Origin of the sequence: Streptomyces sp. NPDC127114, assembly GCF_042677525.1 — a bacterium.
Taxonomy (GTDB): Bacteria; Actinomycetota; Actinomycetes; order Streptomycetales; family Streptomycetaceae; genus Streptomyces.
Window position 1 is genome coordinate 142,172 of the sequence record NZ_JBHXTJ010000006.1, and the last position, 23,560, is coordinate 165,731.

Below are 23,560 nucleotides of genomic sequence, written 5' to 3' on the forward strand. Positions count from 1 at the left end.
TCCACGTCTGCGTCTGCGTCTGCAAGATTGCTCGACATCAAGATATCTCGTGATCGGGCTCCTCGGGAAAGGGGTCCTCGGGAACGGGGTGGCTGATCCGGTACGGGGACGGGCCCGGGTCGAGGTCGACGCGGCGGAGCAGCCCGAGCAGGGCGAGGGCGGCGGCCGCGCCGGTGCCGGCGGCGAGGGCCTGGCCGCAGCGGTGGGCGATCCTCGGCAGCTCGGCGGGGAGCGGTCCGGTGCCGGGCAGGCAGTCGCCGAGGAGGTAGCCGCCGGCGGCGAGCCCCCCGATCGCCAGCAGGGCCAGCGGGACGGTGACGAGGAACCGCCGGCGTGGCAGTCCGCGCCGGGGCGCGGGGCGGACCTTGCCCTTGCGGGCGAGGAGGGCGACCGCCGCGGCGAAGGCGGCGAGGCAGAGCAGGTCGGCGGCGATGACGTCGCCGGGGCGGTGGTGACCGGAGGCGACGGAGTACGCGCCGAGCGCGGTCGCCCACAGGGCGCCGAGCCCGACGGCCGCGGTGCGCAGCCGGTGCGGCACGACGAGCAGCAGGCCGAGGGCGGTGCCGAGGGCGAGCACGGCGGGGCTGCTGGGGAAGCCGCTCTCGACGGGGGCGCCGGAGGCGGAGACGAAGCGGGGCCCGGGGGCGTAGCGCTGGAGGAGCTCGGCGGCGGCCAGGGCGGCGGCCGTGGTGCCGAGGGCGAGGCCCAGGTGCGCGTACCGCTTGCGCAGCACGCCGACGGCGACGAGCAGCAGGACGGCGAGGGCGAGCGAGAGGGTACCGAGGCCCTGGAGCGAGGGGTGCTCGCGCAGGAAGCGGGCGACGGCCGGGTCGGTGAGCCGTCCGGCGACGGCGGCGTTCCCCCAGCGCCGGCCGGTCGCGGTGAGCACGAGTCCGGCGTAGGCGAGGGTGAGCAGGAGGACCGCGGCGAGGCAGGCGCGCCGCATGCGTATGCGGATCCGGGCGCTGAACGAACCGGCGGCCTCACCGGCGACGGCGGCGTACCACCAGGTGTCACCGGCGGCGATGCTCCGCGGGGAGCCGCCGGCACGGGGCCTGTCGAAGGGTGCCATGCCTCGATTCGACCCCGGCCGGGCCGCCATCGCCCGCTGGACGCACCCGAACGACGCAGGTCAGCGGCGGGCTGCGGGCCGGCGGGCGGGGGCGGGCCGGTCACACGCGGCCGGGTCGGCGTGAGCGGGCCGCGGCGGCCCGCGCGCGGGCTGGTGGCACCCGGCCGCCCGGCGCGGTCAGGCCAGGGCGGGGCGGCGCACCGGAGTGCGTTCGCGGCGGCGGGTTCCGTCGAGGGTGAAGGCGGTGTTGACGAGGGCGACGTGGCTCAGGGCCTGGGGCATGTTGCCGAGCTGGCGGCCGGTCGCCGGGTCCCATTCCTCCGCGAGCAGTCCGACGTCGTTGCGGACGTCGAGGACGCGCTCGAAGACGGTGCGGGCCTCGGCCGGGCGGCCGGTGAGGGCGAGGGCGTCGGCGTACCAGAACGTGCAGGCGACGAAGGCTCCTTCCGCGCCGGCCAGGCCGTCGACCTCGTGCACCTCGCCGTTGGACACCTCGTCGTAGCGGCGGAGGAAGCCCCGGTCGGTCAGGCCCGCCATGGCCTGGACGGTGCCGAGGACGCGGGGGTCGTCGGCGGGCAGGAAGCCGAGGCGCGGGATGAGCAGGGCGGTCGCGTCGACCCGACGGCTGCCGTAGAACTGGGTGAAGGACCCGCGCTCCTCGCTCCAGCCGTACCGGCAGACCTCGGCGCGGAGTTCGGAGCGCAGCGCCTGCCAGCGGCGGACGGAGCCGCGCTGGCCCGCGACGCGGGCGAGCCGGAGCGCGCGGTCGGCGGCGACCCAGGCCATCACCTTGGAGTGGACGAACTGGCGCCGGGGGCCCCGTACTTCCCAGATCCCCTCGTCGGGTTCGCGCCAGCACCGGCCGACGTATTCGAGGAGGCCGGCCATCAGGCTCCAGATGTGCCCGTCGAGCGCGACACCGGCCCTGACGGCCGAGTAGATGGTGCTGAGCACCTCGCCGTAGATGTCGAGCTGGAACTGGTCGACGGCCGCGTTGCCGAGTCTGACGGGGCGTGAGTTCTCGTACCCGGGAAGCCAGTCGGCGTGGGTCTCGGGCAGCCTGCGCTGTCCGGCGATCCCGTACAGCGGCTGGAGGTCGGCCGGGGCGCCGGCGGCCGCGCGCACCAGCCAGTCCGTCCAGGCCAGGGCCTCCCTGCGGTAGCCGCTGCGCAGCAGGCAGGAGAGCGTGAAGGTGGAGTCGCGCAGCCAGCAGAAGCGGTAGTCCCAGTTGCGGCGGCCGCCGATGCACTCGGGCAGTGAGGCGGTTGCGGCGGCGATGACGCCGCCGGTGGGCTCGTAGGTGAGGGCCTTGAGCGTGATGAGGGAGCGGAGCACGGCCTCGCGTGCGGGGCCCTCGTAACGGAGCCCGGACGCCCAGTCGTTCCAGAAGGCGAGCGTGCGGTCGAGGGCGGCGGGGACGTCGGGGGCCGGCGGCGCGGGCGCGTGCGAGGGATGCCAGCCGAGGACGAACGTGACGCGCTGGCCCGCCGTGACGGGAAAGGCGAAGTGGGTGCCGTCACGGGTGACGACGGGCTCACCCGCGCCCGGTCCGCAGTGCAGCCGGGTCGCGTCGGGGCCGGCGACCGAGGCGATGGTGCGCCGGTCCAGGGCGTACGTCCAGGGCACGACGCTGCCGTGGTCGAAGCGAACCCGCAGCTCGCTCCGCATGTCGACGCGTCCGGCGATCCCTTCGACGACCCGCACGATCCGCGGGCCCTGGTGACGGGGCGGCATGAAGTCGGTGACGCGGACGGTGCCGTCGACGGACTCCCAGACCGTGTCGAGGACGAGGGTGTCGCCGCGGTAACCGCGGCGGCTGCACGTCCGGTTGCCCGCCGGGGCGAGGCTCCAGCGGCCGTGGCCGCCCTCGCCGAGGAGGGCGGCGAAGCAGGCGGGCGAGTCGAAGCGCGGGGCGCACCACCAGTCGACCGAGCCGTCCCGGCCGACGAGGGCGGCGGTCTCCAGATCACCGATGAGGGCGTAGTCCTCTATTCGCCCTGCCATGTCGGGATTCTAATCCCGGGATTCCCGGCCCGCCGAACGAGCGACGGACCGGTTCCCGTTCCCGAGGAAATGTTTTCACCGCATTGCGCATATTCTTCCGCGCTGTTCCGCGCATCGGCGCCGGGCCGCCGGTGACCCCGTTCCGGATGCACGCCGATTCCTTGACCCGGGTGCTCCGGTCGCCCGATCCTGAGAAGCGTCCACGGAATTCCGGAGGGCGACCCATGTGTGCCACGAACAGGGAACCGCACCCGATGCGACGCGCCACGGACCGGATCCCGCCCCCGGGCACCCGTACCGTGAGCCTGGTGGTCGCGCTCCGGCCCGGTGACCGCTCCCCCGACTGGCTGCTCGCCCAGCTGCCGCCCGCCGTCCGGGAAGTCGTGCTGGTCGGCGGCGACGCGAAGGCCTCGGGAGGGGCGCCGAGCGGCGTCGTGGTGCGCCGGCTCGGCCCGTGGGACTGCGCGGCGGGAGACGTCCCGCACGCCGGTCTCCTCGCCGCCACCGGCGACCACGTGGTCCTGATGGGCGCCGACGGCAGCATGTCGCCGCGCGAGATCCCGCACTACCTGTACTACCTGGAAAGCGGTTTCGACTTCGTCAAGGGATCGCGGTTCATCGCGGGCGGCGACTTCGCCGAATATCCGCTGCTCCGGCGGCTCGGCCACCGCACGCTCCTGGGGCTCGCCCGGCAGTTGTACGGCCAGCACCTGACCGATCTCTGGTACGGGTTCTGCGCGTTTCGCCGGGAATTCCTCGGCCTGCTCGACCTGCGTCCGGACGGCGTGGAACTCGGCGCCGAACTCGTCACCCACGCCCTGCACTACGGGCTGCGCGTCGCCGAGGTGCCGAGCCTCGAACTCCCCCGCCACCACGGCCCCACGCACCCGCGCACCGCCCGTGACGGCTCCCGCATCCTCGTCACCCTGCTCCGCGAGCGCCCGCACAACGCCCTGCTGCGGATCCGGCCCGCCCTGCGGATCAGAGCAGGCTGAACCCGTACGGCGAGGCCGGCGGGGCCTGCGACCGACGCCCGCGACAGCGCCAGCGGTTGACGGGAGACATACCGGGTGCTAAGCGTGGAAGTCAGTGCATTGCACGCGGCAACGCACGGCAGACCCTCGGCAGGGTCGCCTGTCCGAAGAGGTACGTCATGACCTCGCTCGCCTTCGGCCGAGTGCCGGTGGCACCCGCACCGCATCCCTTGCGGCGGGTGACCGACTGGCCGTGCGCCGAGGCGCGCCGCCGCTCACCGTGCGAGCGCACTTCCCGCCACGGCCCGGCCGCGGCCGCCGTACGGTCCGGGCACCCGGCCCACCCCGCCCGGCGTGCCTCCGACCGTGTGCGCGACGCGGCCCGGCTCTGCCGCCGCACCGAGACCCACCGGCCCCGCTCGGCCCCCCGCCGCCGGCGCTCCCGCCCCGCCCGCACCCGCACCGCGAGCGCCCGTCGCGGCCCGTCGAGCCCGGCCGGCCCACGAGCGGCCGGAGGCCGCACAGGCGCGGGCCATGTCCCGGCGGCGCCGCGCACCGGTGCCCGCACCGGTCCGCACGACGGCTCGCCGCCGCGTCGTACCCGTGGGCCGTTGAGCACCCCCGTGCCCGCCGGCACCCGTGTCCCCGTTCCGGCGCTCGTCCCCGTTCCGGCGCTCGTCCGCGCCCCGGCCCCGAGCCCCCGTAACCCCGCTGCCCCCGCGCGACGCACCCGCCGCGCCTTGCCCCGAGGAGGCGAGGCGCGATGACCGTCGTCCCCGCGCACGCCCGGCCGTCCCGTCCGCCCACCCGGCCCGAGGTCGAGTTCGAACTGATCATCCCGGCCTTCGGCGCGCGCGAACGGCTGCCGGCGACGGTCGCCGCCGCCCTGCGCTTCCTGGCCCGCCGCCCGTGGTCCGCCGCCGTGGTCCTCGTCGACGACGGCGCGGACGCCGCCCCGGACTGCCTGGACCGGTTCGCCGCCTCCGCCCTCGGCCGCGCCGTGGGCCTGGACGTCATCGGCGGCGGCGACCAGGGCAAGGGCGCGGCCGTACGACGGGCCATCGCGACCTCGTCCGCCCGCTTCGTCGGCTTCGCCGACCCCGACGACGCCCCTCCCGTCGAGACCCTGGACCCGGTGATCGAGCTGCTGCGTGCCGGCCACGGGGCGGTGATCGCCTCCCGGCACGCGGCCGGCCGCGCCCGTGCGGACGTGGAGCGGCGCACGGCGCGCAGGGGCGGCGGCGCGCCGTTCCGCGGGCTCGTCCCTCTGAGGCTGCCGGACATCGCGGACCTCCGGTGCGGGTTCACGTGCTTCCCCGGCCCGCTCGCCCGCGAGATCGTGGACGACTGCCACATCGACGGCTTCGCCTTCGACGTCGAACTCCTCGCCCACGTCGTGAAGTCGGGGCACGACGTCGTGCAGGTGCCGGTCGAGTGGACCGAGGGCCCGACGTCCGCCGCACGCCGTGACGGGCTGCGTTCCCTGGCCGGTCTGCTGCGCGTCCCGTCGGCCGGGTGAGGACCGTGACCGCGCCGGCCCCCGCCCCGCCGACCGCCGGTCCGCGCCCGGGGCGTGCCCACACGGCCGTGTCCCGCTTCGAGGTCCCGGTGGTGGCCGACCGCCTGTCCGCGCGAGCGCCTCCCGGCGACGACGGTCAGGGGCCCCGGAGACGGCCGGCGCGGAGCGGGCGTTTCCGGCCGGCGGGGAGCGGGCGCTCGTCACCACGCTCCCCGCGAGGGCGGGCCCCGGCCGCGGGAAGCCCGTACCGCTGCTGCCGGCGCTGCCCGTGGGGACCCGCCCCCGGGCCGGGGCGGAGCACTCCGCGTACCGGTCCGGGCCCCGGGGAAGGGTGCGGACCGCCGCCCGGATGGCGGCGCCACGGGTGCCGCACGTGGTGACCAGGCACGTGAGGAGGCGGAGGCAATGACGAGGTTCGTTTCCGGCCTGCCGCCGGGGCCGCCTCCCGCCGTGCCTCCGGACCGGACCGCGGCCGGCACCGCGCCCGGCAGGCCGGGCCGCGGACCGGGCGCGCCGCTGCTCGTCGCCGTCTCCGGCCCGGACCCGTCCGGGACGGCCTCGCTCGTGCGCGCCCTCGCCGGGCTGCTGCGGCAGCGGGGCTTCGCGGTGGCGACCGTCCAGGGCCACGGCTGCGTGGTCTGCCGGAGGTTCCCGGTTCCCCCGCGGGTGAGGGAAGAGGGGGAACCGGGCGGACAGGGCCGGCGGGACGCGCATCCCGAGCGCCGGGGATCGTGGTCCCGCCGCGCCCACGCGTACGTGGACGTCGGCGAGCTGAACCTGCGGATCCTCGCCGGCCGGCTCGTCGCGCGGGCCGTCGCCGGTGGCCGCACGGCGGTGGTGCTGACCGACCGCGGGCCGCTGGACGGGCTGGTGACGTTCGGACTGCCGCCGGGCCGCGGCGCCGCCCGCCGGTTCACGGCGACCGCCGGGCGCTACGACCTGACGCTGCTCCCGGAGACCCTGCCGACGCCCGGCTGGGAGCGGTCCGCGGGCCCGCCCGCCGCCCCGTGGGCCCGGCACCTCGGCTGGGCCGCCCGGCTGCCCCGCACGGTCCGGCTCGACGGCGAGGACGCGCCCGCGACGGTCGCGGAGGCGGCCCTCGAACAGGTCCTCCGCACCGTGCCGCCGCGGCCCGCGGACCCGGGTCCGGGCAAGCGCGTGGTGGTGTCCATCTACGACGACGCCGAGAACTCCGACCACCGCGGCGGCGGCGCGCTCGTGGTCGACCGGCTGGTACGCAGACTCGCCGAGCACTACGAGGTCACCGTGGTGACGGCCGGGCGTCACGGCGGCAGCGTGCTCCGGCACGGCGTCCGTTACGTCCGCCTCCCCGTGGGCCGGGCGGGGCCGCGTGCCGGGCAGCTGCTGTTCCAGGCGCTGCTGCCGCTCGTGGCGCGCCGGATCCCGCACGACGTGTGGCTGGAGAGCTTCACGCCGCCGTTCTCGACGAGCTTCCTGCCGCTGGTGTCCCGCGCCCCCGTCGTCGGCATCGGCCAGGACCGCGGCGCCGAGGCGCTGTGGCGCCGCTATCACGTGCCGTTCTTCCTGGTGGAGCGGATCAGGCTGCGCTGCTACCGGCACATCGTGGTGACGAACGAGGCGGACGGCTCGGCGGTGCGGCGGCTCAGTCCGCACGCCGACGTGCAGGTCATCGCCAGCGGGGTGGAGCCGCGGCAGCTCGACGACGCCCGGCTCGGCAGCGGCGACTTCATCCTGTTCCTGGGCCGGATCGACACCTGGGCCATGGGTCTCGACCTGCTGCTCGACGCGTACGAGACCGCACGGCCGCCGATGGAGCTGGTGCTCGCGGGCGCCGGCACGCCGGCCGAGGAGCGCAGGCTGGGAGAGCTCCTCGCCGGGCGCGGCCTGACGGTCCGGGTGCTCGGCTACGCGGACGAGGACCTCAAGCGACGGCTGCTGCGCGACAGCGCGTTCCTGGTGCTGCCCTCGCGGCACGAGACCTTCGGTCTGGTCGCGTTGGAGGGCATGTCGTACGGCAAGCCCGTGCTGCACTTCGACCTGCCGGCGCTGCGCTGGATGCGCGGCGGCGGCGACGTGACCGTACCGCCGTTCGACACGGCGGCGTTCGGGGAGCGGATGCGGGCCCTCGCGACGGACCCGGCACTGCGCGGGCGGCTCGGGCGGCAGGCCGGTCTCGCCGCCCAGCACTACACCTGGGACGAGATGACGGACCGCTATCTGGCGCTGACCCGCCGGCTCCTGGAGCGCCCGCGCGGGTCGCGACGGCCGCGCAAGGACCGGAGAGCGCGATGGCAGACGATCCCCTGACCATCCTGGCCGCGCTGACCGGATCCGGCGAGCTGCTCGTGCTCTCGCCGCATCCCGACGACGCCGTGCTGTCCTGCGGGGCGCTGCTGCGGCAGCTGCCCGACCGGCTGCCCCACCGGGCCTCGGTGACGGTGATGACCGTGTTCACGGAGGGCACACCGCCGCCGTACACGCTGGCGGCCCGCCGGTTCCTGCGGCAGACGGGAGCGGTGGACGCCGAGGAGCTGTTCGCGGAGCGGCGCACCGAGGACTCGGCCGTGCTCGCCGGGCTGGGCGTCGGGCGTTTCCACGCCGGGTTCGTCGACGGGCTGTTCCGCCTCGATCCGGCACAGGGGCGCTGGCGCCGCCTGGCGGCCGGACTGGTGCCCGAACTCGGCCATGTGTACCCCACGAACCGGTTGCACCTGTCGCGCGGCCGGGTCTCGCCCCGCGACTCCGAGACCGTGCGCCGGGTCACCGACACCGTGCGCGAGCTGCTGCCGCAGGGGCAGGGCGTGCTGCTCGCGCCGCTGGGCGTCGGCAGGCACGTGGACCATGTGGTGGTGCGCACGGCCGCCGTGCTGAGCGGCCTGCCGGCCGTGTACTACAGCGACTTCCCGTACAACCTGGAGGCGGCTCCCGATCCCGGGTTCACCGGTCCGCTCGCCGCGACCGAGGCTTCCCTGGACCGGGGGCTCGACGAGAAGGCCGAGCTGATCCGCGGCTACCGGACCCAGCTGGACTCGCTGTTCCCCGACGGGGTGATCCCCCTCGTCCCGGAGGTCTTTCTGCTGCCGGCCGCGGTCCTCGGCACGAGGGCCCGCCCGGCCGGAGGTCCGTCATGACCGCCTCCGGCGCCCCGGCCGCACGGCCGCCCGAGCCCGCGCACCCGCCGGGCGGGCCGCGATGAGCACCCTGCCGCGCCGCCCGCGCGTCCTGCTCCTGACCAGCGGCCCGCTGGACGGGGCGGACGGGGCCGGCGTGCGGCTCGCGTCGGACGTGCTCGGCGCCCTGCCCGACGTGGAGTTCACCTGGTTCACGCAGTGGCCGCAGCGGCGCGGGCGGCCGCCGCCGCGCACGTACGGGGGGCAACCGGTGCGGATGCTGTCCCGGGACGGTGTGCCGCGCCTGCCCGAGCGGGCGCAGTCGGGGCTGGCCGGGACGGTGTACGCGCGCCGGTGCGACCTGGTGCACGCCTTCCTGACGATCGGCCGGAGCTTCCCGGTGTTCTCGTGGCTGCGTCCGCTGCTGCTCGGTGCCCGTCCCGTCGTGCACACGGTGCCCGGGGTGACGGATCCGGGGCTGCTGCCGCGGACCCGCCCGCTGGGCACCACCGTCGCCCTGTCGGAGTCGATGGCGCGGCGGCTGCGGGCCGCGGACTTCGGTGACGTACGGGTGATCCCGCCGATGATCCCGCTGGAACGCTGGCCGTCCCGGCCCCGGCCGGGCGGTCTGCCCATGGTGCTGTACGCGGGGCACCACGGCCCGACGGGCGGCGCGGAGACGGCGATCGACGCGGCGGCGGAGGCCGTACGGGCGGGCGCCGAGTTCCGGCTCGTCCTCGCGATGCGGGGCCGGCCGGGGCAGGACCTGCACTCCCTGGAGGAGGCGCTGCGCGAGCGGGCGGGCGCGGCCGGGCTGCGCGACGTCGAGGTGCGCGGCTACGTGGCGGACATGCCGGAGCTGATCGCCTCGGCGCATGTGCTGCTGTTCCCGCCGACCGCGATCGGCGGCGGGCCCGACATCCCGCTGACCGTGCTTCAGGCACTGGCCACCGGACGGCCGGTGATCCTCAGTGACCTGCCGCAGTTCGCCGACTTCGGCAACGCGGTGCTCCGGGCCCCCGCGGGCGACGCCCGGCGCACCGGGCAGCAGTTGCTGTGGCTGCTGGACCAGCCGAGGTCCTGGGACGTGCTCGCCGAGCGGGGCCGGACGGCGGTGGAGGAGCACTTCGGGCCGGAGCGGTTCGCCGCACGCTACGCGGCGCTGTACCGGGAGCTGCTGTCGTGACCCTCACGCGGCGCCGCTCACCGCGCCGGGCAGGCCCCGGCTTCTAGGGCGCGGGCCGTTCGGCGGTGAGCAGGAGGACGCCGGTGTCGCCGTACTCGGGCAGGGTGTGGTCCTTGGCGAGGCGGGAGACGGTCAGGGCGACGGTGCGGGGGGCGAAGACGGCGCGGAGCGCGGGCTCGTCGACCGGGCAGGCCGGCCAGACCGGTCCCTCGCCGATGCGGTAGCTGGGCATGCGTTCCATGAAGGCGGCCACGAGCCGGCCGCCGGGTCGTACGGACCGGACGAAGGCCGCGCACAGGGCGGTGAACTCGCCGTAGTCCTCGGTGACGCTCTCGGCGACGAAGTTCATGGAGGCCGCGTCGTAGCGCCCGTCGGACAGGTCGGAGGCGTCGCCCGGGACCACGTGCACCCGGGTCAGGGCCTCGCCGAGGACGTCGGGCAGTGCGGGGTCGAGGCCCTTGCACAGGGTGTAGAAGGGCTGCCAGCTCTCCTCGGCGCCGTGGGTCAGCTGCCGTCGCAGATAGGCGAGGTTGGCGGCGCTGGGTTCGAGGGCGTCGATGTGGCGGCTGGCGCCGGCGGCGAGCATCAGCGGATAGAGGTTGGGGCCCGCGCCGAGTTCGAGGGTGCGGGACAGGCCGCCGGGCGGGAACTGCCGGTAGAAGAGCGAGTGGTGGTGCATGACGCCCCGGTCGCACGGGTGCATCTGCCGGTAGTTCTCGGCCAGGTACTGGGCGACGGGCCAGGCGTTCCAGTCGGCGTCGCGGTTCCGGCGGACCGCTGCCCGGCCGGCGGTGGTCACGGGGACTCCGCGGCGGGCCCGGCCGCGACGGCGCCGGACGGGGCGACGGCGCGCCGCTGGAGCGCGAAGCGCCGGGAGAGGCCGGTGAGCGCGTCGTTGAGCTGCTCGATCTCCTCGTCGGTGTTGGCCGCGGTGACCTGGATGCGGAAGCCGACCCGGTTGCGCGGGACGAGCGGGTAGCTGGCGAGGGTCACGTAGATGCCGCGGTCCCACAGGTACGCGGCGACCGCCTCCAGGTCGGCGGCGTCGCCGAGCGGGATCTCGACGATCGGCAGGCCGTCGCTGTTGGGCGTGGCGATGCCCAGTCCGCGGACGTGGTGGAGTACGCGGGCGGTCTTGGCGTGCAGGGCGGCCCGGACGGCGTCGCCGCGCCGCTCGTTGACCTCGAGCCCGGCGAGGGCGGTGGCGAGCGAGGCGGTCGGGGAGGGGCCGGAGTAGAGGTAGGGCGTGGCGGCCACCTTGAGGTGCTCCTTCAGCCGGCGCGGCACGGCGAGGAAGGCGAGGAGCGAGGAGTAGGCCTTGGAGAAGCCGCCGACCAGGACGATGCCGTCGTAGCTCTCGCCGACGTGCCGGACGAGGCTGTTGCCGCGCGAGCCGTAGGGGCTGCTCTCCGTGGGGCCGCGTTCGCCGATGACGCCGAAGCCGTGGGCGTCGTCGACGTACAGCAGGGCGCCGTTGCGGCGGCAGATCCGGGCGACGGCCCGCAGGTCGGGATAGTTGCCGGTCATGCTGTTGACGCCGTCCATGCAGACGAGCCGGGCGGCGCCCACGGGCGTCTCGCGCAGCATGGTGTCGAGCTCCCAGGGCTGCTCGGCGCGGAAGCGGCGCAGCTGGGCGCCCTGGCCGCGGGCGACGACGCAGCCGTCGTAGAGGGTGCGGTGGGCCTGGGCCTCGACGAAGACGTGGCCGCCGGCGGCGAGCAGCGGGATGACCGACTGGTGGATGAGGGTGATGGTGGGCAGCAGGAGGGTGTCGGGGGCGCCGAGGAGTTCGGTGAGCCGTTCCTCGATGCGCGGGTAGAGCCGGGGGCTGCCGATGAGCCGTGACCAGCTGGGGTGGGTGCCCCAGGTGCGGACCTCGGGCTCGATCGCGGCCATGATCTCGGGGTCGAGGTCGAAGCCCAGGTAGTTGCAGGAGGCGAAGTCGACCAGCCAGTGGCTGCCGACGCGCAGCCGGCGGCCGTCGATCTGGTCGATGACGGCGTCGCACATGGGGCTGGTGCGCTTGAGCCGTTCCAGGTCGCGCCAGCGGACGTCGTGCTGGGCGCTCCACGTGGACGGGGCGCGTGCCGCGGCGGCGGACGGCGGGGCGGCGGCCGGGGCGGGCCCGGCGGTGCGGCTGCCGCGGGCGGTGCGCGCGGCTCTGACCGTGCGGGCGGTGCGGGCGGGTTGGGCGGGGGCGCGGTGCAGGTACGTCTCGGCCTGGCGGGCGGTCATCGGCCGGGCGAAGAGGTAGCCCTGTCCGTAGCGGCAGCCCATGTCGGCGAGGAGGGCGCGCTGGTCCTCGTTCTCGATGCCCTCGGCGACGACCTGGAGGCCGAGGACCTCGGCGATGCGGACGATGCCCTCCACGAGGGCGACCTGCTGGCGGTCGGTGGTGATGTCGTCGATGAACGACTTGTCGACCTTGACGATGTCGATGGGGAACTCGCGCAGATAGCTCAGCGAGGAGAATCCGGTGCCGAAGTCGTCGATGGCGATGGACACTCCGAGGTCCTTCAGGGACCGCATCGTGGAGCCGATCTGTTCGTCGCCGCGCATGAGCACCGACTCGGTCAGCTCCAGGACCAGGGATCCGGGCGCGAGTCCGGAGGAGCGGAGGGTGCGCCGGACCACGTCGAGGAGCCCGGGGTCGCGGAACTGGCGTGCGGAGACGTTGACGCTGGCGTACAGCGACGGTGTACGGGGATGGGCGCGCTGCCAGCGGGCGATGTCGCGGGCCGCGTGGTCGAGCACCCAGGCGCCGAGCGGCATGATGTGGCCGCTCTCCTCGGCGAGGGAGATGAACTGGTCGGGCGGGACCATGCCGCGGCGTGCGTGGGGCCAGCGGATGAGCGCCTCGAATCCGGTCAGGCTGGTGTCGTCGACCTGGACGATGGGCTGGTAGCGCAGGGCGAAGGCGTGGTCGGCGATGGCGGTGTCCATGCCGGCCTGGAGTTCGTGGCGGGCGACGAGCCGCGAGTGCAGCTCGGGCCTGAAGCGTCTCCACCGCTTCTTGCCGGCGGCCTTCGCCGCGTACAGCGCGAGGTCGGCGTGGCCGAGGAGTTCCTCGGCGTGGGCGCTGTCCAGGACGGTGGCGACGCCGACGCTGGTCGACACGGAGACGGCGCCGTCGGTGAGGTGGAAGGGCTGGCTGAGGGTGTGCACGATCTCGGCGGCGAGGGCCTCGGCGTCCCCGGGCTCGCGGGCGCCTTCGATGAGCACGGCGAACTCGTCGCCGCCGAGCCGGGCGGCGGTGTCGGTGAGCCGGAGCACGGAGCTCAGCCGGCGGGCGACGGCGACCAGGAGTTCGTCGCCGACGGAGTGGCCCAGGGTGTCGTTGACGACCTTGAAGTCGTCGAGGTCGACGAAGAGCATGCAGGTGAGGGTGGACTCGCGGCGGCCGCGCAGCAGGGCCCGCTCGATCCGTTCGAGCAGCAGCACCCGGTTGGGCAGTCCGGTGAGCGAGTCGTGGAAGGCGCGGTGGGTGAGCTCCCGCTCCAGTTTGCGCTGTTCGGTGACGTCCCGGAGGGTCAGGACCAGGCCGTGGACGGTCTGTTCGGCGCGCAGGTTGCTGCACCGGACCTCGACCTCCGTGTCGGCGGCGCCGCCGTGCAGGAGCTTCCAGTCGTCGCGGGCGTCGACGTTGCCGCGGGAGCGGACGTCGGCGAGGATCCGCAGGGCGCTCGCCGCGTCGCCGGGCGCGAGGAGCTCGACGAGCGGGGTGCCGGGCAGCAGGGAGTGGCCGAACATGGTCTCCGCCGACGGGCTGGCGTAGCGGACGGTGTCGTCGTCGTCGACGATCAGGATGACGTCCGAGGTGTTGTGCACCAGGGTGCGGAAGTAGGCCTCGCTGGTGCGGCGGCTGACCTCCTCGCTGAGTCCGAAGCGCTCCAGGGCGAGCGCGGCCTGGGAGGCGAGCGACTGGGCGGGGCCGGCGATCTCGGCGAGCTGCTTCTCGGCCCCGGCGAGCAGCAGCGCTCCGAGCAGCGGTTCTCCGGCGGCGGGCGCCCGCAGGGCCAGCGGGCAGAGCAGGGCGTGGGTCGCGGGGGCGACGGCGGAGGCGAGCGCGGGATCCAGTCCGCCGGCCGGCAGGAGCCGGCCGCCTTCCTCGAGGAGTTCCGGCCAGGGTGTGCCGTGGGGGCCGCCGGTGACTTCGGTGCCGTGGATGCTCCAGGGCTGTCGTCCGGTGGGCACGGCGGCCAGCCGGCCACGGCGGTCGCGGGTGAGCAGCATCGTGCGGTGCGCGGTGCCGGGCCCGAAGAGGGTGGCGGCGGCGGTCTCGACGGCGGCCGCGACCTCGCGGGGGCTCAGCGCGGCGACGAGTGAGGCGGCGGCGACCCGCAGGCTGCGCTCGCGTGCCTCGGCCTTGCGGTGGTCGGCCATGATCCGCCACAGGCGCAGCAGGACCAGCAGGAACATGATCGCCGAGAAGATCGCGATGACGCCGAGGTCGCGGTCGGGATCCCGGCCCAGCGACTGGAACAGCAGCAGGGCGGGCGCGATGAGGGAGGCGGCGGCGAGCAGCAGCAGCCGGCGTTCGGCGATCCTGGCCGTCGGTTCGGGAGCGAGGTCGGTCAGACCGGTCATCGAGGGATGGAGCGCGGCCAGTCCCCAGGCGGTGAAGAAGACGACCCAGCCGAGGTCCCACGGGGTGCCCACCTGCCAGGTGCCGTCCAGCTGCTTGACGACGTACACGACGTCGGAGAAGAGGATGCCGCAGGTGCCGAGGGTGAGGAGCTGGACGGCGCGGGAACGCAGGCCGCCGGGGACCAGGAGACGGGCCAGCATGGCCAGCATCAGGACGTCGCCCAGCGGATAGGCGATGGAGATCACCCGCTCGATCCAGGTCATGTCCGGGGAATTGGCGAGCGGCGTGATCAGGTTGACCCAGGAGAGCAGGGCGAGGCCGGAGGTGAGGATGAGGGCGTCGAGGGCCACGCCGAGGTCGCGGCCGACGGCCCTGCGGCGGATGAATCCGTACAGGCCGACGGCGAAGAGCGGATAGGTGGCGAGGTAGAAGGCGTCCGCCACGGACGGGAACGGGCGGTCCTGGTGGAAGAAGCTCTCCAGGACGTTGTACGCGGTGTCGCCGGCGACGAAGGTGAAGTTGGCGGCGGCGAGCACGAGCCAGGGCCAGCGGCGGGCGGGGCGGTGCAGATGGACGCCGGTGAGGATGGCGGCGACGCCGCTGAGCCCGATGAGCGCCCAGAGGACGGTGTGCCGGGAGGGCACCTGGAGATAGGCGACGGTCACGCCGGCCACGAACAGCACGTAGAGGACGGTCCAGCGGCGCAGTGGCCAGGACAGCTGTCGCAGCGGCATCGGGGACGCCCCCTCCGACGTAGGCGTCGTATCAGTCCAGTCTTGCGGGTACGGCGGGGGGCCGCACCCGTAGGACCTGACGGCCGCGGCGAGCGGACCGGACGGCCGTGCCGTCGGACCGGACGGCTCCGGGGCTCAGCGGGTGAGTTCGGACATGAGGCCCCAGCCCTGCTGCGGCACGTCGACGTTGATGATCTCGGGAGTGGCGGCGATGGCCTCGCCCATGGCCGCGAGACCGGCCTTGAAGTGGTCGGAGGCCACGTGTGCGGCGCCCGCCTCGGCGTCGGCGAAGGCCTCCAGGAGGACGAACAGGTTCGGGTCGTCGACGCTGCGCGACCAGTCGAAGAAGAGGTTGCCGGGCTCCTCGCGGGTGGCGCGGGTGAAGTCGGCGACGCGGTCGAGCCAGCCGTCGGCGTGCTCGGGGCGGACGGTGAAGCGTACGGCGATGAAGATCATGCCGTCATCGTGCGGCGCGGCCGGGGGCGGGGCCACCGAGGCGGGGCGGGATTCCGGCAGGGTCGGAATCCCGGAGCGGCGTACGGGATCCGTCCTGCCGGCGGACCGTCACGGGGCGGCGGGCGGGTGCGGCGGATACGGCAGGGCGGCGGTGAACAGCGGTACGGCGCGGGCGAGGGCCGCCCGCAGTTCGCCGTGCCGCCGCCGGAAGTCGGCGGTGGGCAGCGAGACGGAGAGCGCGTGCACGGCGCCGGTCGTGCCGGACGGCTGCCCGCCGTGTCCCGGAAGGGCGGGGAGCGCGGTCGCCAGGCAGGTGTACGCGGGATCCGCCTCGCCCACCGAGACGGCGAAGCCCCGGTCGCGCACCCGGGCCAGCTCGGCCTCGAACCGTTCGGGACTGGTGATCGTCCGGTCGGTGAAGCGGGCCATGCCGTGCTCGTCCAGATAGCGCCGGCGCGCCGCCCGGGGCAGCTCGGCGAGCAGCGCCTTGCCGTGGGCGGTGGCGTGGGCGCGCGGCTCGGGACCGGGCGCGAAGGGGTGGGCGGTGTCGGTGACGGGCGCGGTGGTGTCGACGACGGTGATGCGGCCGTCGCGGTAGGCGGTGAAGTAGGCCTCGGCGCCGGCCGTGCGGCGCAGCTGTCCGAGGAGTCCGGCGACCGGTCCGCCGAGCCCGTGGTGCCGCTGGTAGGCGCGGTGCAGCGCCGGGACGCGGGGGCCGGGGACGTATCCCTCGGGTGTCCGCACGAGATGGCCGCGGGCGATCAGTGGTCCGGTGAGGTGGTAGACGGTCGACAGGGCACAGCCCAGCGTCCTGGCCAGGGCCTTCGCCGCGACCGGCCGGTCGGCGTCGGCGACGGCGTCGAGGATGGCCAGCGCGCGGTCGACGGACTGCGGACCGGTCGGAGACGTGGACACCGGTCCACCTTAGGTCTTCGGGGATGAGAGGAGTGTCACCGCCGGAATAAATGGGAACATATGGATCTTTTGCCCCGGTTCCGCGTACCGTCGAGGGATACCCCTGACTCCTCACCGCCCCGGGAGGGTGTGTGCGCCGCTCCACGACCGACCACGCCGCCGCGGGCCCGAACGGGCGCCGCGGTCACATACGCAAGGCGGCGCTCGCGACCGGTGCGGTCGCGGCCGTCGCCGGCGGACTGTACGTGGCGGGACTCGTCGCCACCGGGGACGACATCTCCGAGGGCACCCGCGTGAACGGCATCGACATCGGCGGCCTGAGCCGTGCCGAGGCCGCCGCCCGGCTCGCCTCCGCGGCCCCCGCCGCCTGGAAGGACCCGGTGCGGGTCACGGTCGGTGACGACACGGCCGCCGTCGACCCGGCCGACGCCGGGCTCACGGTCGACGTGGCCGCCACCGCCGACCGGGCGGCCGATCCCTCACGTGACCCCTTCACCGTCATCGGCCGCCTGTTCTCCCCGGGCAGCCGCGACGTCGAACCCGTCGTCTCCTACGACGCCACGAAGGCCCGGGCGGCCGTCGCCGCCACGGCGAAGCAGCACGACCGCGCGGTCCGCGAGGGCGCGGTGGCCTTCAAGGACGGCAAGCCGGTCGTCACCGAGGCCCGGGTCGGGCTGAAGGTGGACACCGAGAAGGCGGTCGAGGCGCTGCGCGCCGCCTACCCCGGCGCCGGCGCCGGCGGCGCCGCGCCCGTGGTCCTGCCGGTCTCGCTGACGCAGCCGAAGGTCACCTCGGCCGAGGTCACGCGCTTCGTGAAGGACTTCGCGGACCCCGCCATGTCGGGGCCTGTCACGCTCACCGCGGGCGACAAGCGGCTCTCTATCCCGGCGGCGACGCTCGGCGACCACCTGGACGTCACGGCGCGGGACGGCCGGCTCACCCCGGCCCTCGACGCCAGGGCCCTGATACGGGACCCGGACGTGGCCCGCCCGCTGCACACGTTCACCGGCGGCCCGGTCGAGGCCCGGCTCGGCGTGCGAAACGGCAAGGTGGTCGTGGAACAGGACGGCCGGGCCGGCCGCTCCGTCTCCGCCGACGCCCTCGGCCGCGCGGTGGAGCCGCTGCTCACCAAGGAGGGCGCGGCGGCCCGTACCGCCCCCGTCGCCACCACGGTGACCCGGCCGAACCTGACGGCGGACTCCCTCGCCGCGCTCGGCATCACCGAGCAGATGTCGAGCTTCACGGTGAACTTCCCGACCGCGCCGTACCGCACGACCAACATCGGCCGGGCGGTCGAGCTGATCAACGGCTCGCTGGTGCAGCCGGGCGAGGTGTGGAGCTTCAACCGCACGGTCGGCGAGCGCACCGAGGCAAACGGCTTCGTCGACGGCACGATGATCTTGGACGGGCAGTACCAGAAGGCACCCGGCGGCGGTGTCTCGGCGGTCGCCACGACGGTCTTCAACGCCCTGTTCTTCGCCGGCGTCAAGCCGATCGAGTACGGCGCGCACTCCTTCTACATCGAGCGCTACCCGGCCGGCCGTGAGGCGACCGTGGCCTGGGGCACGCTGGACCTGAAGTTCCGCAACGACTCGGGCAAGCCGATCTACATCAAGGCGAGTTCGACGGACTCGTCGGTGACGGTCAGCTTCCTCGGCACGAAGAAGTACGACTCGGTCGAGGCGGTCGAGGGCCCGCGCACGAACGTCACGCAGCCGAAGGAACGCAAGGACGCCAGCGAGAAGTGCGAGGTGCAGGAGCCGCTGGAGGGCTTCGACATCAAGGTCGACCGGGTCTTCAAGAACGGCGGCACGGAGGTCGGGCGGGAGACGTTCTCCACGCACTACACGCCGCGGGACAAGGTGATCTGCGAGAAGGACGCGCCGCCGGCGCAGGACCGCTGACGCACGAACGCCGACGCAGGACCGCCGACGCGCCGCTCCCGACGCGCAGAGGGCCCCTCTCCGAGGAGAGGGGCCCTCTCGCGTACGCGCTCCGTCCGGTTCGTGCCCGGCGGTGTCAGGCCCCGGCGCGCACCCGGTCGGCGCCGGGGGCGTCCTCGGCGATCTCGGACAGGTCGCGATCGCGGGTCTCCCGGGCGCAGGCCACGGCGACGACCGTGAGGAGCGCGGCGGCGATCACGTACAGGGCGACGGGCGTCGAGCTGCCGTAGTCGTCGAGCAGCGCCACGGCGATCAGCGGGGCGGGCGCGCCGGCGGCGACGGAGGAGAACTGGGCGCCGATGGAGGCGCCGGAGTAGCGCATCCGGGTCGCGAACATCTCGGAGAAGAAGGCGGCCTGGGGCGCGTACATGGCCCCGTGGAGCACCAGTCCGACGGTGACGGCGAGCAGCAGGCCGCCGAAGGAGCCCTGGTCGACGAGGGCGAAGAAGGGGAACATCCACAGCCCGACGCCGACCGCGCCGACGAGATACACCGGCCGGCGCCCGAGCCGGTCGGAGAGCGCGCCCCACAGCGGGATGACGGCGAAGTGGACGGCGGAACCGACGAGGACGGCGTTGAGGGCGGTCTGCTTGGAGAGGCCGACCTGGGTGGTGGCGTAGACGAGGATGAAGGCGGTGATGACGTAGTACGAGATGTTCTCGGCCATCCGGGCGCCCATGGCGATCAGCACGTCGCGCCAGTGGTGCCGGAGGACGGCGACCAGCGGCGTCTTCTCGGCCTGCGCTGCGGCCGCCTTGCGCTGCTCGGCGGCGGCGAGCGCGGCCTTGAAGACCGGCGACTCGTCCACGGAGAGGCGGATCCACAGTCCGACGATCACCAGCACGCCGGACAGCAGGAACGGGACGCGCCAGCCCCAGGTGGCGAACGCGGCGTCGGAGAGCAGCGCGGTCAGCGCGGACAGCACACCGGTCGCGAGCAACTGCCCGGCCGGCGCCCCGGTCTGCGGCCAGGAGGCCCAGAACCCGCGCCGCTTCGCGTCCCCGTGCTCGGACACGAGCAGCACGGCCCCGCCCCACTCCCCGCCGAGCGCGAAGCCCTGCACCAGCCGCAGCACGGTCAGCAGCACCGGCGCGGCGGACCCCACGGCGGCGTGCGTCGGCAGCAGACCGATGGCGAAGGTCGCCCCGCCCATCATCAGCAGACTGAGCACGAGCAGCTTCTTCCGCCCGAGCCGGTCCCCGTAGTGCCCGAACACCAGCGCGCCCAGCGGCCGCGCGGCGAACCCGACGGCGTACGTCAGGAAGGAGAGCAGCGTCCCGACGAGCGGGTCGGACTCGGGGAAGAACAGCTTGTTGAACACCAGTGCGGCGGCCGACCCGTAGAGGAAGAAGTCGTACCACTCGATGGTGGTGCCGATGAGGCTGGCGGCGACGATCCGCTTGAGGGATCCGGGAGGCGTGGGAGCGTGTGTTGCGGCGGCCATGTGCACCACTTCCGAGCGGGTGACGGGGACGGGTCTTCGTGTCGCCACACCGTAGGAAAGCGCAGGTCAGCCGCGTATGTGGTGGGACACCATAGTTCAAGCCGTCAGCATCCCCAGGGGCACCATGAGACGCCGAGCGGAACCCGTGGAGAGGGGCACGACGACGGTGTCGGTGCCCTGCTTGCTCGGGCCGTGTCGTGCGGTGGATCCAGGGCACTCGTAGGGAGTGCGGCTGAGGACCAGTGATCCCGCGCGGCCAGGGTGGCGACGACTGCGCCATGGCCGCGGGTTCCGCTACCTCGACGCGCAGGGCCGACCGCTCGGGCCGGAGGAGAAGGCCCGCGTGCTGGCGCTCACGATTCCGCCGGCCTGGAACGACGTGTGGATCTGTCCCTGGCCGAACGGCCATATCCAGGCCGTCGGCACGGACGCGGCGGGGCGTCGGCAGTACCTGTACCACGAGGAGTTCCGTGCCCGTCAGGAGCGGGCCAAGCACGCGCACGTGCAGACGGTGGCCGCGGCCCTGCCCCGGCTGCGCCAGGCGGTGAAGCGCGATCTCGCGCGCCGCGGGTTGTGCGAGGAACGGGTCCTGGCCTGCGCCGCCCGACTGCTCGACCTGGGCTTCTTCCGCATCGGCGGCGACAGCTACCAGCGCGACAACGAGTCCTACGGACTGACGACCCTTCTGCGGTCGCAGGTCCACTGCTCGCGCGGAGAAGTGTCCTTCGACTATCCCGGGAAGTCCGGTCAGCAAGTGACGGGGTCCCTGGTCGACGAGGCGGTCTACCGCGTGGTCCGGTCCCTGCTGCGGCGGAGCGGGGACAGCCCACGGCTGTTCGCGTACTGGCAGGGAGGGGCCTGGCACGACGTCCACGCCGACGCCCTCAACGCGTACCTGCGGGACCGGTCAGGCGTCGACATCAGTGCCAAGGACTTCCGCACCTGGCACGGGACCGTCCTCGCCGCCGTCGCGCTCGCGGTGTCCGAGGAGGCGGGGGCCGAGTCCGCGACGGCGCGCCGGAAGGCGGTACGGCGCGCGGTGTGCGAGGTCAGCGACTACCTGGGCAACACGGCGGCCGTCTGCCGTGGCTCGTACATCGCGCCCCGCGTCATCGAGCGGTACGACGCGGGCGTGACCGTCGCCCCGGCGCTCGAACGCCTCGGCGAGCACGGCGTGTTCGGTCATCCGGCGACACAGGGCGCCGTCGAACGCGCCGTGCTCGACCTCCTGCACGAGTGAGACCTCCGCGCACGAGTCGGACCTCCCGCGCGAGTGAGACCTCCCGCGCGCGAGCTCCCGCACGGAAACGAGCTCCGCACGGATGAGGCGGACGACGAGGAGGATCTTCACGTCAGGGCTGGAAGAGGATCTTCACCGCTCCGTCGCGCTTCTTCTGGAACATCTCGTAGGCGTCCGGAGCCGCGTCCAGCGGGAGTCTGTGGGTGGCGAACGAGTCGACGCCCAGCGGATCGTCGTCCGTGAGCAGGGGAATCAGGTCGTCCACCCAGCGCCGCACGTTGGCCTGGCCCATGCGCAGGGTCAGCTGTTTGTCGAACATCGCCATCAGCGGCATCGGATCGGCCATGCCGCCGTACACGCCGACGAGCGAGACCGTGCCGCCACGGCGTACGAGGTCGACCGCGAGATGGAGCGCGGAGAGCCGGTCCACCCCGAAGCGTCGCATCATCCGTGAGGCGAGCGCATCGGGCAGCAACGCGGTCATGCCGTGCAGACCGTGCGCCACGGGCGCTCCGTGCGCCTCCATGCCGACGGCGTCGACGACGGCGTCGGGTCCCCGGCCGTCGGTCATGTCGCGGATCCGGTCCACGAGGTCGGCCCCCTCTGCGGACACGTCCAGCGTGAGGACGCCGCGGGCCGCGGCGCGCGCGAGCCGTTCGGGGACCAGGTCGACGCCGATGACGGTGCCGGCTCCCCGGTGCGCGGCGATCCGGGCGGCCATGTCCCCGATGGGCCCGAGCCCCAGGACGGCGACGGAGCCGCCCCGCGGGACGTCCGCGTAGGCGACGGCCTGCCAGGCCGTCGGCAGGACGTCCGAGAGGTAGACGAAGCGGTCGTCCGGAGGCCCCTCGGGGACGACCACCGGCAACTGGTCGCCGAACGGCACGCGCAGGTACTCGGCCTGCCCGCCCGGCACCTGACCGTAGAGCTTCGTGTATCCGAAGAGCGCCGCGCCGGAGCCGTACTCGTGCACCTGGGTGGTCTCGCACTGGGACTGCAGGCCGACGGCGCACATCGCGCACGTGCCGCACGAGATGTTGAACGGGACCACGACCCGTGTGCCGGGACGCAGGTTCCGCACCTCGGCCCCCACCTCCTCCACCACGCCCATCGGCTCGTGCCCGAGCACGTCGCCGGCGTCGAGGAAGGGACCGAGCACCTCGTACAGGTGCAGGTCCGAACCGCACAGGCCGGTCGTACTGATCTTCACGATGACGTCGGTCGGATCCTGGATCGCGGGATCCGGCACCGATTCCACGGACACGTTCCGTCTGCCCTGCCAGGTCACGGCTTTCATGGCGGCGCCTTCCACTGGTCGCGAGGCTGTGAGCGGCGGGTACCCGGCCCGGGCCCGATTACGTCCGCCGGAGCCGGGTAGTCGCACGGGCGTCTGACGATCCCGGCACCTGACGATCCCGGCAGCTGTCCGGATCACGTGGACCGAGGAGGTCCGTCATGCTTCCGCTGCTACTCGTCCTGCTTCTGATCCTCGTGCTCTTCGGCACGGGCTTCGCCGTCGAAGCTCTGTGGTACGTCGCGATCGCCGTACTCGTCCTGTGGGTGCTGGGGTTCTTCATGCGCAGCGGGAGCGCGCGCTGGTACCGCTGGTGAACCGAGGACACGGGCAATCCGACCGCCGGGAACGACCGCATCCGTCGCGCCTCACCGAGGCGCGACGGGCGTGTCCCGGCGGCGGGCGCGGAAGACGGGTCTGGAAGGCGGTCCCGCGAGGCGAGTACTGATGCCGGTCTTCGTCAGGATTGCAGGGGTTTATCAGTACTTGTCCGGGTAGGCGGCCGGATGAAGCCGACCATCGACGAGGAGAACCAGGGAGGACACCGTGACCATGGTGAAGCAGTCCATCGACGTGGACTCGCCCGTGCGCAGCGTCTACAACCAGTGGACCCAGTTCGAGGAGTTCCCGCGCTTCATGGAGGGCGTGGAGGAGGTCAGGCAGCTCGACGACCGTCACTGTCACTGGCGCACCAGCATCGGTGGCGTCAAGCGGGAGTTCGACACCGAGATCGCGGACCAGCTGCCGGACGAACGGATCGCCTGGCGCACGGTGGGCGGTGAGACCGACCAGCGCGGAGTCGTCACGTTCCAGCCCCTCGACGAGACGCACACCCGTGTGAGCCTGGCCATGGACGTCGACACACAGGGGGTCACCGAGAAGGCGGGGGCGGCCCTCGGCATCCTCGACCGGCGCGTCAAGGGCGACCTGAAGCGCTTCAAGGGGTACATGGAGGAGCGCGGGCAGGAGAGCGGCGGATGGCGCGGCCGCATCGCACCGTCCGGCGACATGACCCCCGACCCGATGGACACCGACGACACGCGGTTCAGCTGAGCCGGCCGTGGGGGGGGGGGGGGCGCCCGCCCCCCGCCCCCCCCCC

Annotated in this window: 17 protein-coding genes; 9 read left to right on the forward strand and 8 right to left on the reverse strand. The window is 74.0% G+C overall.

Annotated features, from left to right (window positions below; genetic code table 11):
• Positions 1–37: 37 nt before the first annotated feature.
• Entirely contained in the window at positions 38–1,072 is a 1,035-nt protein-coding gene (locus ACFVGS_RS08855) for a phosphoesterase (protein WP_385691753.1), read from the reverse strand.
• Between the two features lie 177 nt (positions 1,073–1,249).
• The gene (locus ACFVGS_RS08860; protein WP_384408126.1) at positions 1,250–3,076 is read right to left on the reverse strand and encodes a glycoside hydrolase family 15 protein; all 1,827 of its coding nucleotides are present in this window, start codon (positions 3,074–3,076) and stop codon (positions 1,250–1,252) included.
• Positions 3,077–3,330: 254 nt separating this feature from the next.
• On the opposite strand from ACFVGS_RS08860, the gene ACFVGS_RS08865 reads away from it, so the two are divergent.
• From ACFVGS_RS08865 to ACFVGS_RS08885, 5 genes are all read left to right on the forward strand, one after another.
• Complete coding sequence (locus tag ACFVGS_RS08865) at positions 3,331–4,071, forward strand: glycosyltransferase family 2 protein (RefSeq protein WP_385691756.1); 741 nt, start codon at positions 3,331–3,333, stop codon at positions 4,069–4,071.
• Between the two features lie 742 nt (positions 4,072–4,813).
• On the forward strand, positions 4,814–5,569 hold the full coding sequence (locus tag ACFVGS_RS08870; RefSeq protein ID WP_385691759.1) for a glycosyltransferase: 756 nt from the start codon (positions 4,814–4,816) through the stop codon (positions 5,567–5,569).
• A 405-nt stretch (positions 5,570–5,974) separates the two neighbouring features.
• The gene (locus ACFVGS_RS08875; protein ID WP_384408132.1) at positions 5,975–7,858 is read left to right on the forward strand and encodes a glycosyltransferase family 4 protein; all 1,884 of its coding nucleotides are present in this window, start codon (positions 5,975–5,977) and stop codon (positions 7,856–7,858) included.
• Positions 7,840–8,682, forward strand: coding sequence for a PIG-L deacetylase family protein (locus tag ACFVGS_RS08880; RefSeq protein WP_385691762.1), 843 nt, complete (start codon positions 7,840–7,842; stop codon positions 8,680–8,682). The genes ACFVGS_RS08875 and ACFVGS_RS08880 overlap by 19 nt, the downstream gene beginning before the upstream one ends.
• Positions 8,683–8,743: 61 nt before the next feature.
• Positions 8,744–9,847, forward strand: a complete 1,104-nt coding sequence (locus ACFVGS_RS08885; protein WP_385691765.1) for a glycosyltransferase family 4 protein — start codon at positions 8,744–8,746, stop codon at positions 9,845–9,847.
• A gap of 43 nt (positions 9,848–9,890) precedes the next feature.
• Here ACFVGS_RS08885 and ACFVGS_RS08890 read toward each other — a convergent pair whose 3' ends face one another.
• The 4 genes from ACFVGS_RS08890 to ACFVGS_RS08905 all read right to left on the reverse strand — a co-directional run bounded on the left by ACFVGS_RS08890 (position 9,891) and on the right by ACFVGS_RS08905 (position 16,540).
• Positions 9,891–10,646, reverse strand: coding sequence for a class I SAM-dependent methyltransferase (locus ACFVGS_RS08890; protein ID WP_385691768.1), 756 nt, complete (start codon positions 10,644–10,646; stop codon positions 9,891–9,893).
• Positions 10,643–15,169 (reverse strand): aminotransferase class I/II-fold pyridoxal phosphate-dependent enzyme, encoded by a 4,527-nt coding sequence (locus tag ACFVGS_RS08895; RefSeq protein ID WP_385691771.1) that lies wholly within the window; start codon positions 15,167–15,169, stop codon positions 10,643–10,645. The genes ACFVGS_RS08890 and ACFVGS_RS08895 overlap by 4 nt, the downstream gene beginning before the upstream one ends.
• A 135-nt stretch (positions 15,170–15,304) precedes the next feature.
• On the reverse strand, positions 15,305–15,625 hold the full coding sequence (locus tag ACFVGS_RS08900) for a putative quinol monooxygenase (protein ID WP_384408141.1): 321 nt from the start codon (positions 15,623–15,625) through the stop codon (positions 15,305–15,307).
• 108 nt (positions 15,626–15,733) lie between these two features.
• Positions 15,734–16,540: an IclR family transcriptional regulator gene (locus ACFVGS_RS08905; protein ID WP_384408143.1), complete on the reverse strand. Its 807-nt coding sequence runs from the start codon at positions 16,538–16,540 to the stop codon at positions 15,734–15,736.
• Positions 16,541–16,671: 131 nt separating this feature from the next.
• On the opposite strand from ACFVGS_RS08905, the gene ACFVGS_RS08910 reads away from it, so the two are divergent.
• The gene (locus ACFVGS_RS08910) at positions 16,672–18,444 is read left to right on the forward strand and encodes a VanW family protein (protein ID WP_385691774.1); all 1,773 of its coding nucleotides are present in this window, start codon (positions 16,672–16,674) and stop codon (positions 18,442–18,444) included.
• 115 nt (positions 18,445–18,559) lie between these two features.
• Here the strand turns inward: ACFVGS_RS08910 and ACFVGS_RS08915 are convergent, their stop codons facing one another.
• The gene (locus ACFVGS_RS08915; RefSeq protein ID WP_385691777.1) at positions 18,560–19,927 is read right to left on the reverse strand and encodes an MFS transporter; all 1,368 of its coding nucleotides are present in this window, start codon (positions 19,925–19,927) and stop codon (positions 18,560–18,562) included.
• A gap of 226 nt (positions 19,928–20,153) precedes the next feature.
• On the opposite strand from ACFVGS_RS08915, the gene ACFVGS_RS08920 reads away from it, so the two are divergent.
• Positions 20,154–21,167: a DNA topoisomerase IB gene (locus ACFVGS_RS08920; RefSeq protein ID WP_384408149.1), complete on the forward strand. Its 1,014-nt coding sequence runs from the start codon at positions 20,154–20,156 to the stop codon at positions 21,165–21,167.
• 112 nt (positions 21,168–21,279) lie between these two features.
• On the opposite strand, the gene ACFVGS_RS08925 is transcribed toward ACFVGS_RS08920, so the two are convergent.
• Positions 21,280–22,464 carry a zinc-dependent alcohol dehydrogenase gene (locus tag ACFVGS_RS08925; RefSeq protein WP_385691780.1) on the reverse strand — a complete coding sequence of 395 codons (1,185 nt, stop codon included), beginning with the start codon at positions 22,462–22,464 and terminating at the stop codon, positions 21,280–21,282.
• Between the two features lie 158 nt (positions 22,465–22,622).
• On the opposite strand from ACFVGS_RS08925, the gene ACFVGS_RS08930 reads away from it, so the two are divergent.
• Positions 22,623–22,778: a hydrophobic protein gene (locus tag ACFVGS_RS08930; protein ID WP_384408153.1), complete on the forward strand. Its 156-nt coding sequence runs from the start codon at positions 22,623–22,625 to the stop codon at positions 22,776–22,778.
• A gap of 229 nt (positions 22,779–23,007) precedes the next feature.
• On the forward strand, positions 23,008–23,514 hold the full coding sequence (locus ACFVGS_RS08935; RefSeq protein WP_384408155.1) for an SRPBCC family protein: 507 nt from the start codon (positions 23,008–23,010) through the stop codon (positions 23,512–23,514).
• Positions 23,515–23,560: the final 46 nt, after the last annotated feature.

Bases quoted from the DNA above. Each gene is read 5' to 3' on its own strand.
- ACFVGS_RS08855 (WP_385691753.1), bottom strand. From the start codon at position 1,072: ATGGCACCCTTCGACAGGCCCCGTGCCGGCGGCTCCCCGCGGAGCATC.
- ACFVGS_RS08860 (WP_384408126.1), bottom strand. From the start codon at position 3,076: ATGGCAGGGCGAATAGAGGACTACGCCCTCATCGGTGATCTGGAGACC.
- ACFVGS_RS08865 (WP_385691756.1), top strand. From the start codon at position 3,331: ATGCGACGCGCCACGGACCGGATCCCGCCCCCGGGCACCCGTACCGTG.
- ACFVGS_RS08870 (WP_385691759.1), top strand. From the start codon at position 4,814: ATGACCGTCGTCCCCGCGCACGCCCGGCCGTCCCGTCCGCCCACCCGG.
- ACFVGS_RS08875 (WP_384408132.1), top strand. From the start codon at position 5,975: ATGACGAGGTTCGTTTCCGGCCTGCCGCCGGGGCCGCCTCCCGCCGTG.
- ACFVGS_RS08880 (WP_385691762.1), top strand. From the start codon at position 7,840: ATGGCAGACGATCCCCTGACCATCCTGGCCGCGCTGACCGGATCCGGC.
- ACFVGS_RS08885 (WP_385691765.1), top strand. From the start codon at position 8,744: ATGAGCACCCTGCCGCGCCGCCCGCGCGTCCTGCTCCTGACCAGCGGC.
- ACFVGS_RS08895 (WP_385691771.1), bottom strand. From the start codon at position 15,169: ATGCCGCTGCGACAGCTGTCCTGGCCACTGCGCCGCTGGACCGTCCTC.
- ACFVGS_RS08900 (WP_384408141.1), bottom strand. From the start codon at position 15,625: ATGATCTTCATCGCCGTACGCTTCACCGTCCGCCCCGAGCACGCCGAC.
- ACFVGS_RS08915 (WP_385691777.1), bottom strand. From the start codon at position 19,927: ATGGCCGCCGCAACACACGCTCCCACGCCTCCCGGATCCCTCAAGCGG.
- ACFVGS_RS08925 (WP_385691780.1), bottom strand. From the start codon at position 22,464: ATGAAAGCCGTGACCTGGCAGGGCAGACGGAACGTGTCCGTGGAATCG.
- ACFVGS_RS08930 (WP_384408153.1), top strand. From the start codon at position 22,623: ATGCTTCCGCTGCTACTCGTCCTGCTTCTGATCCTCGTGCTCTTCGGC.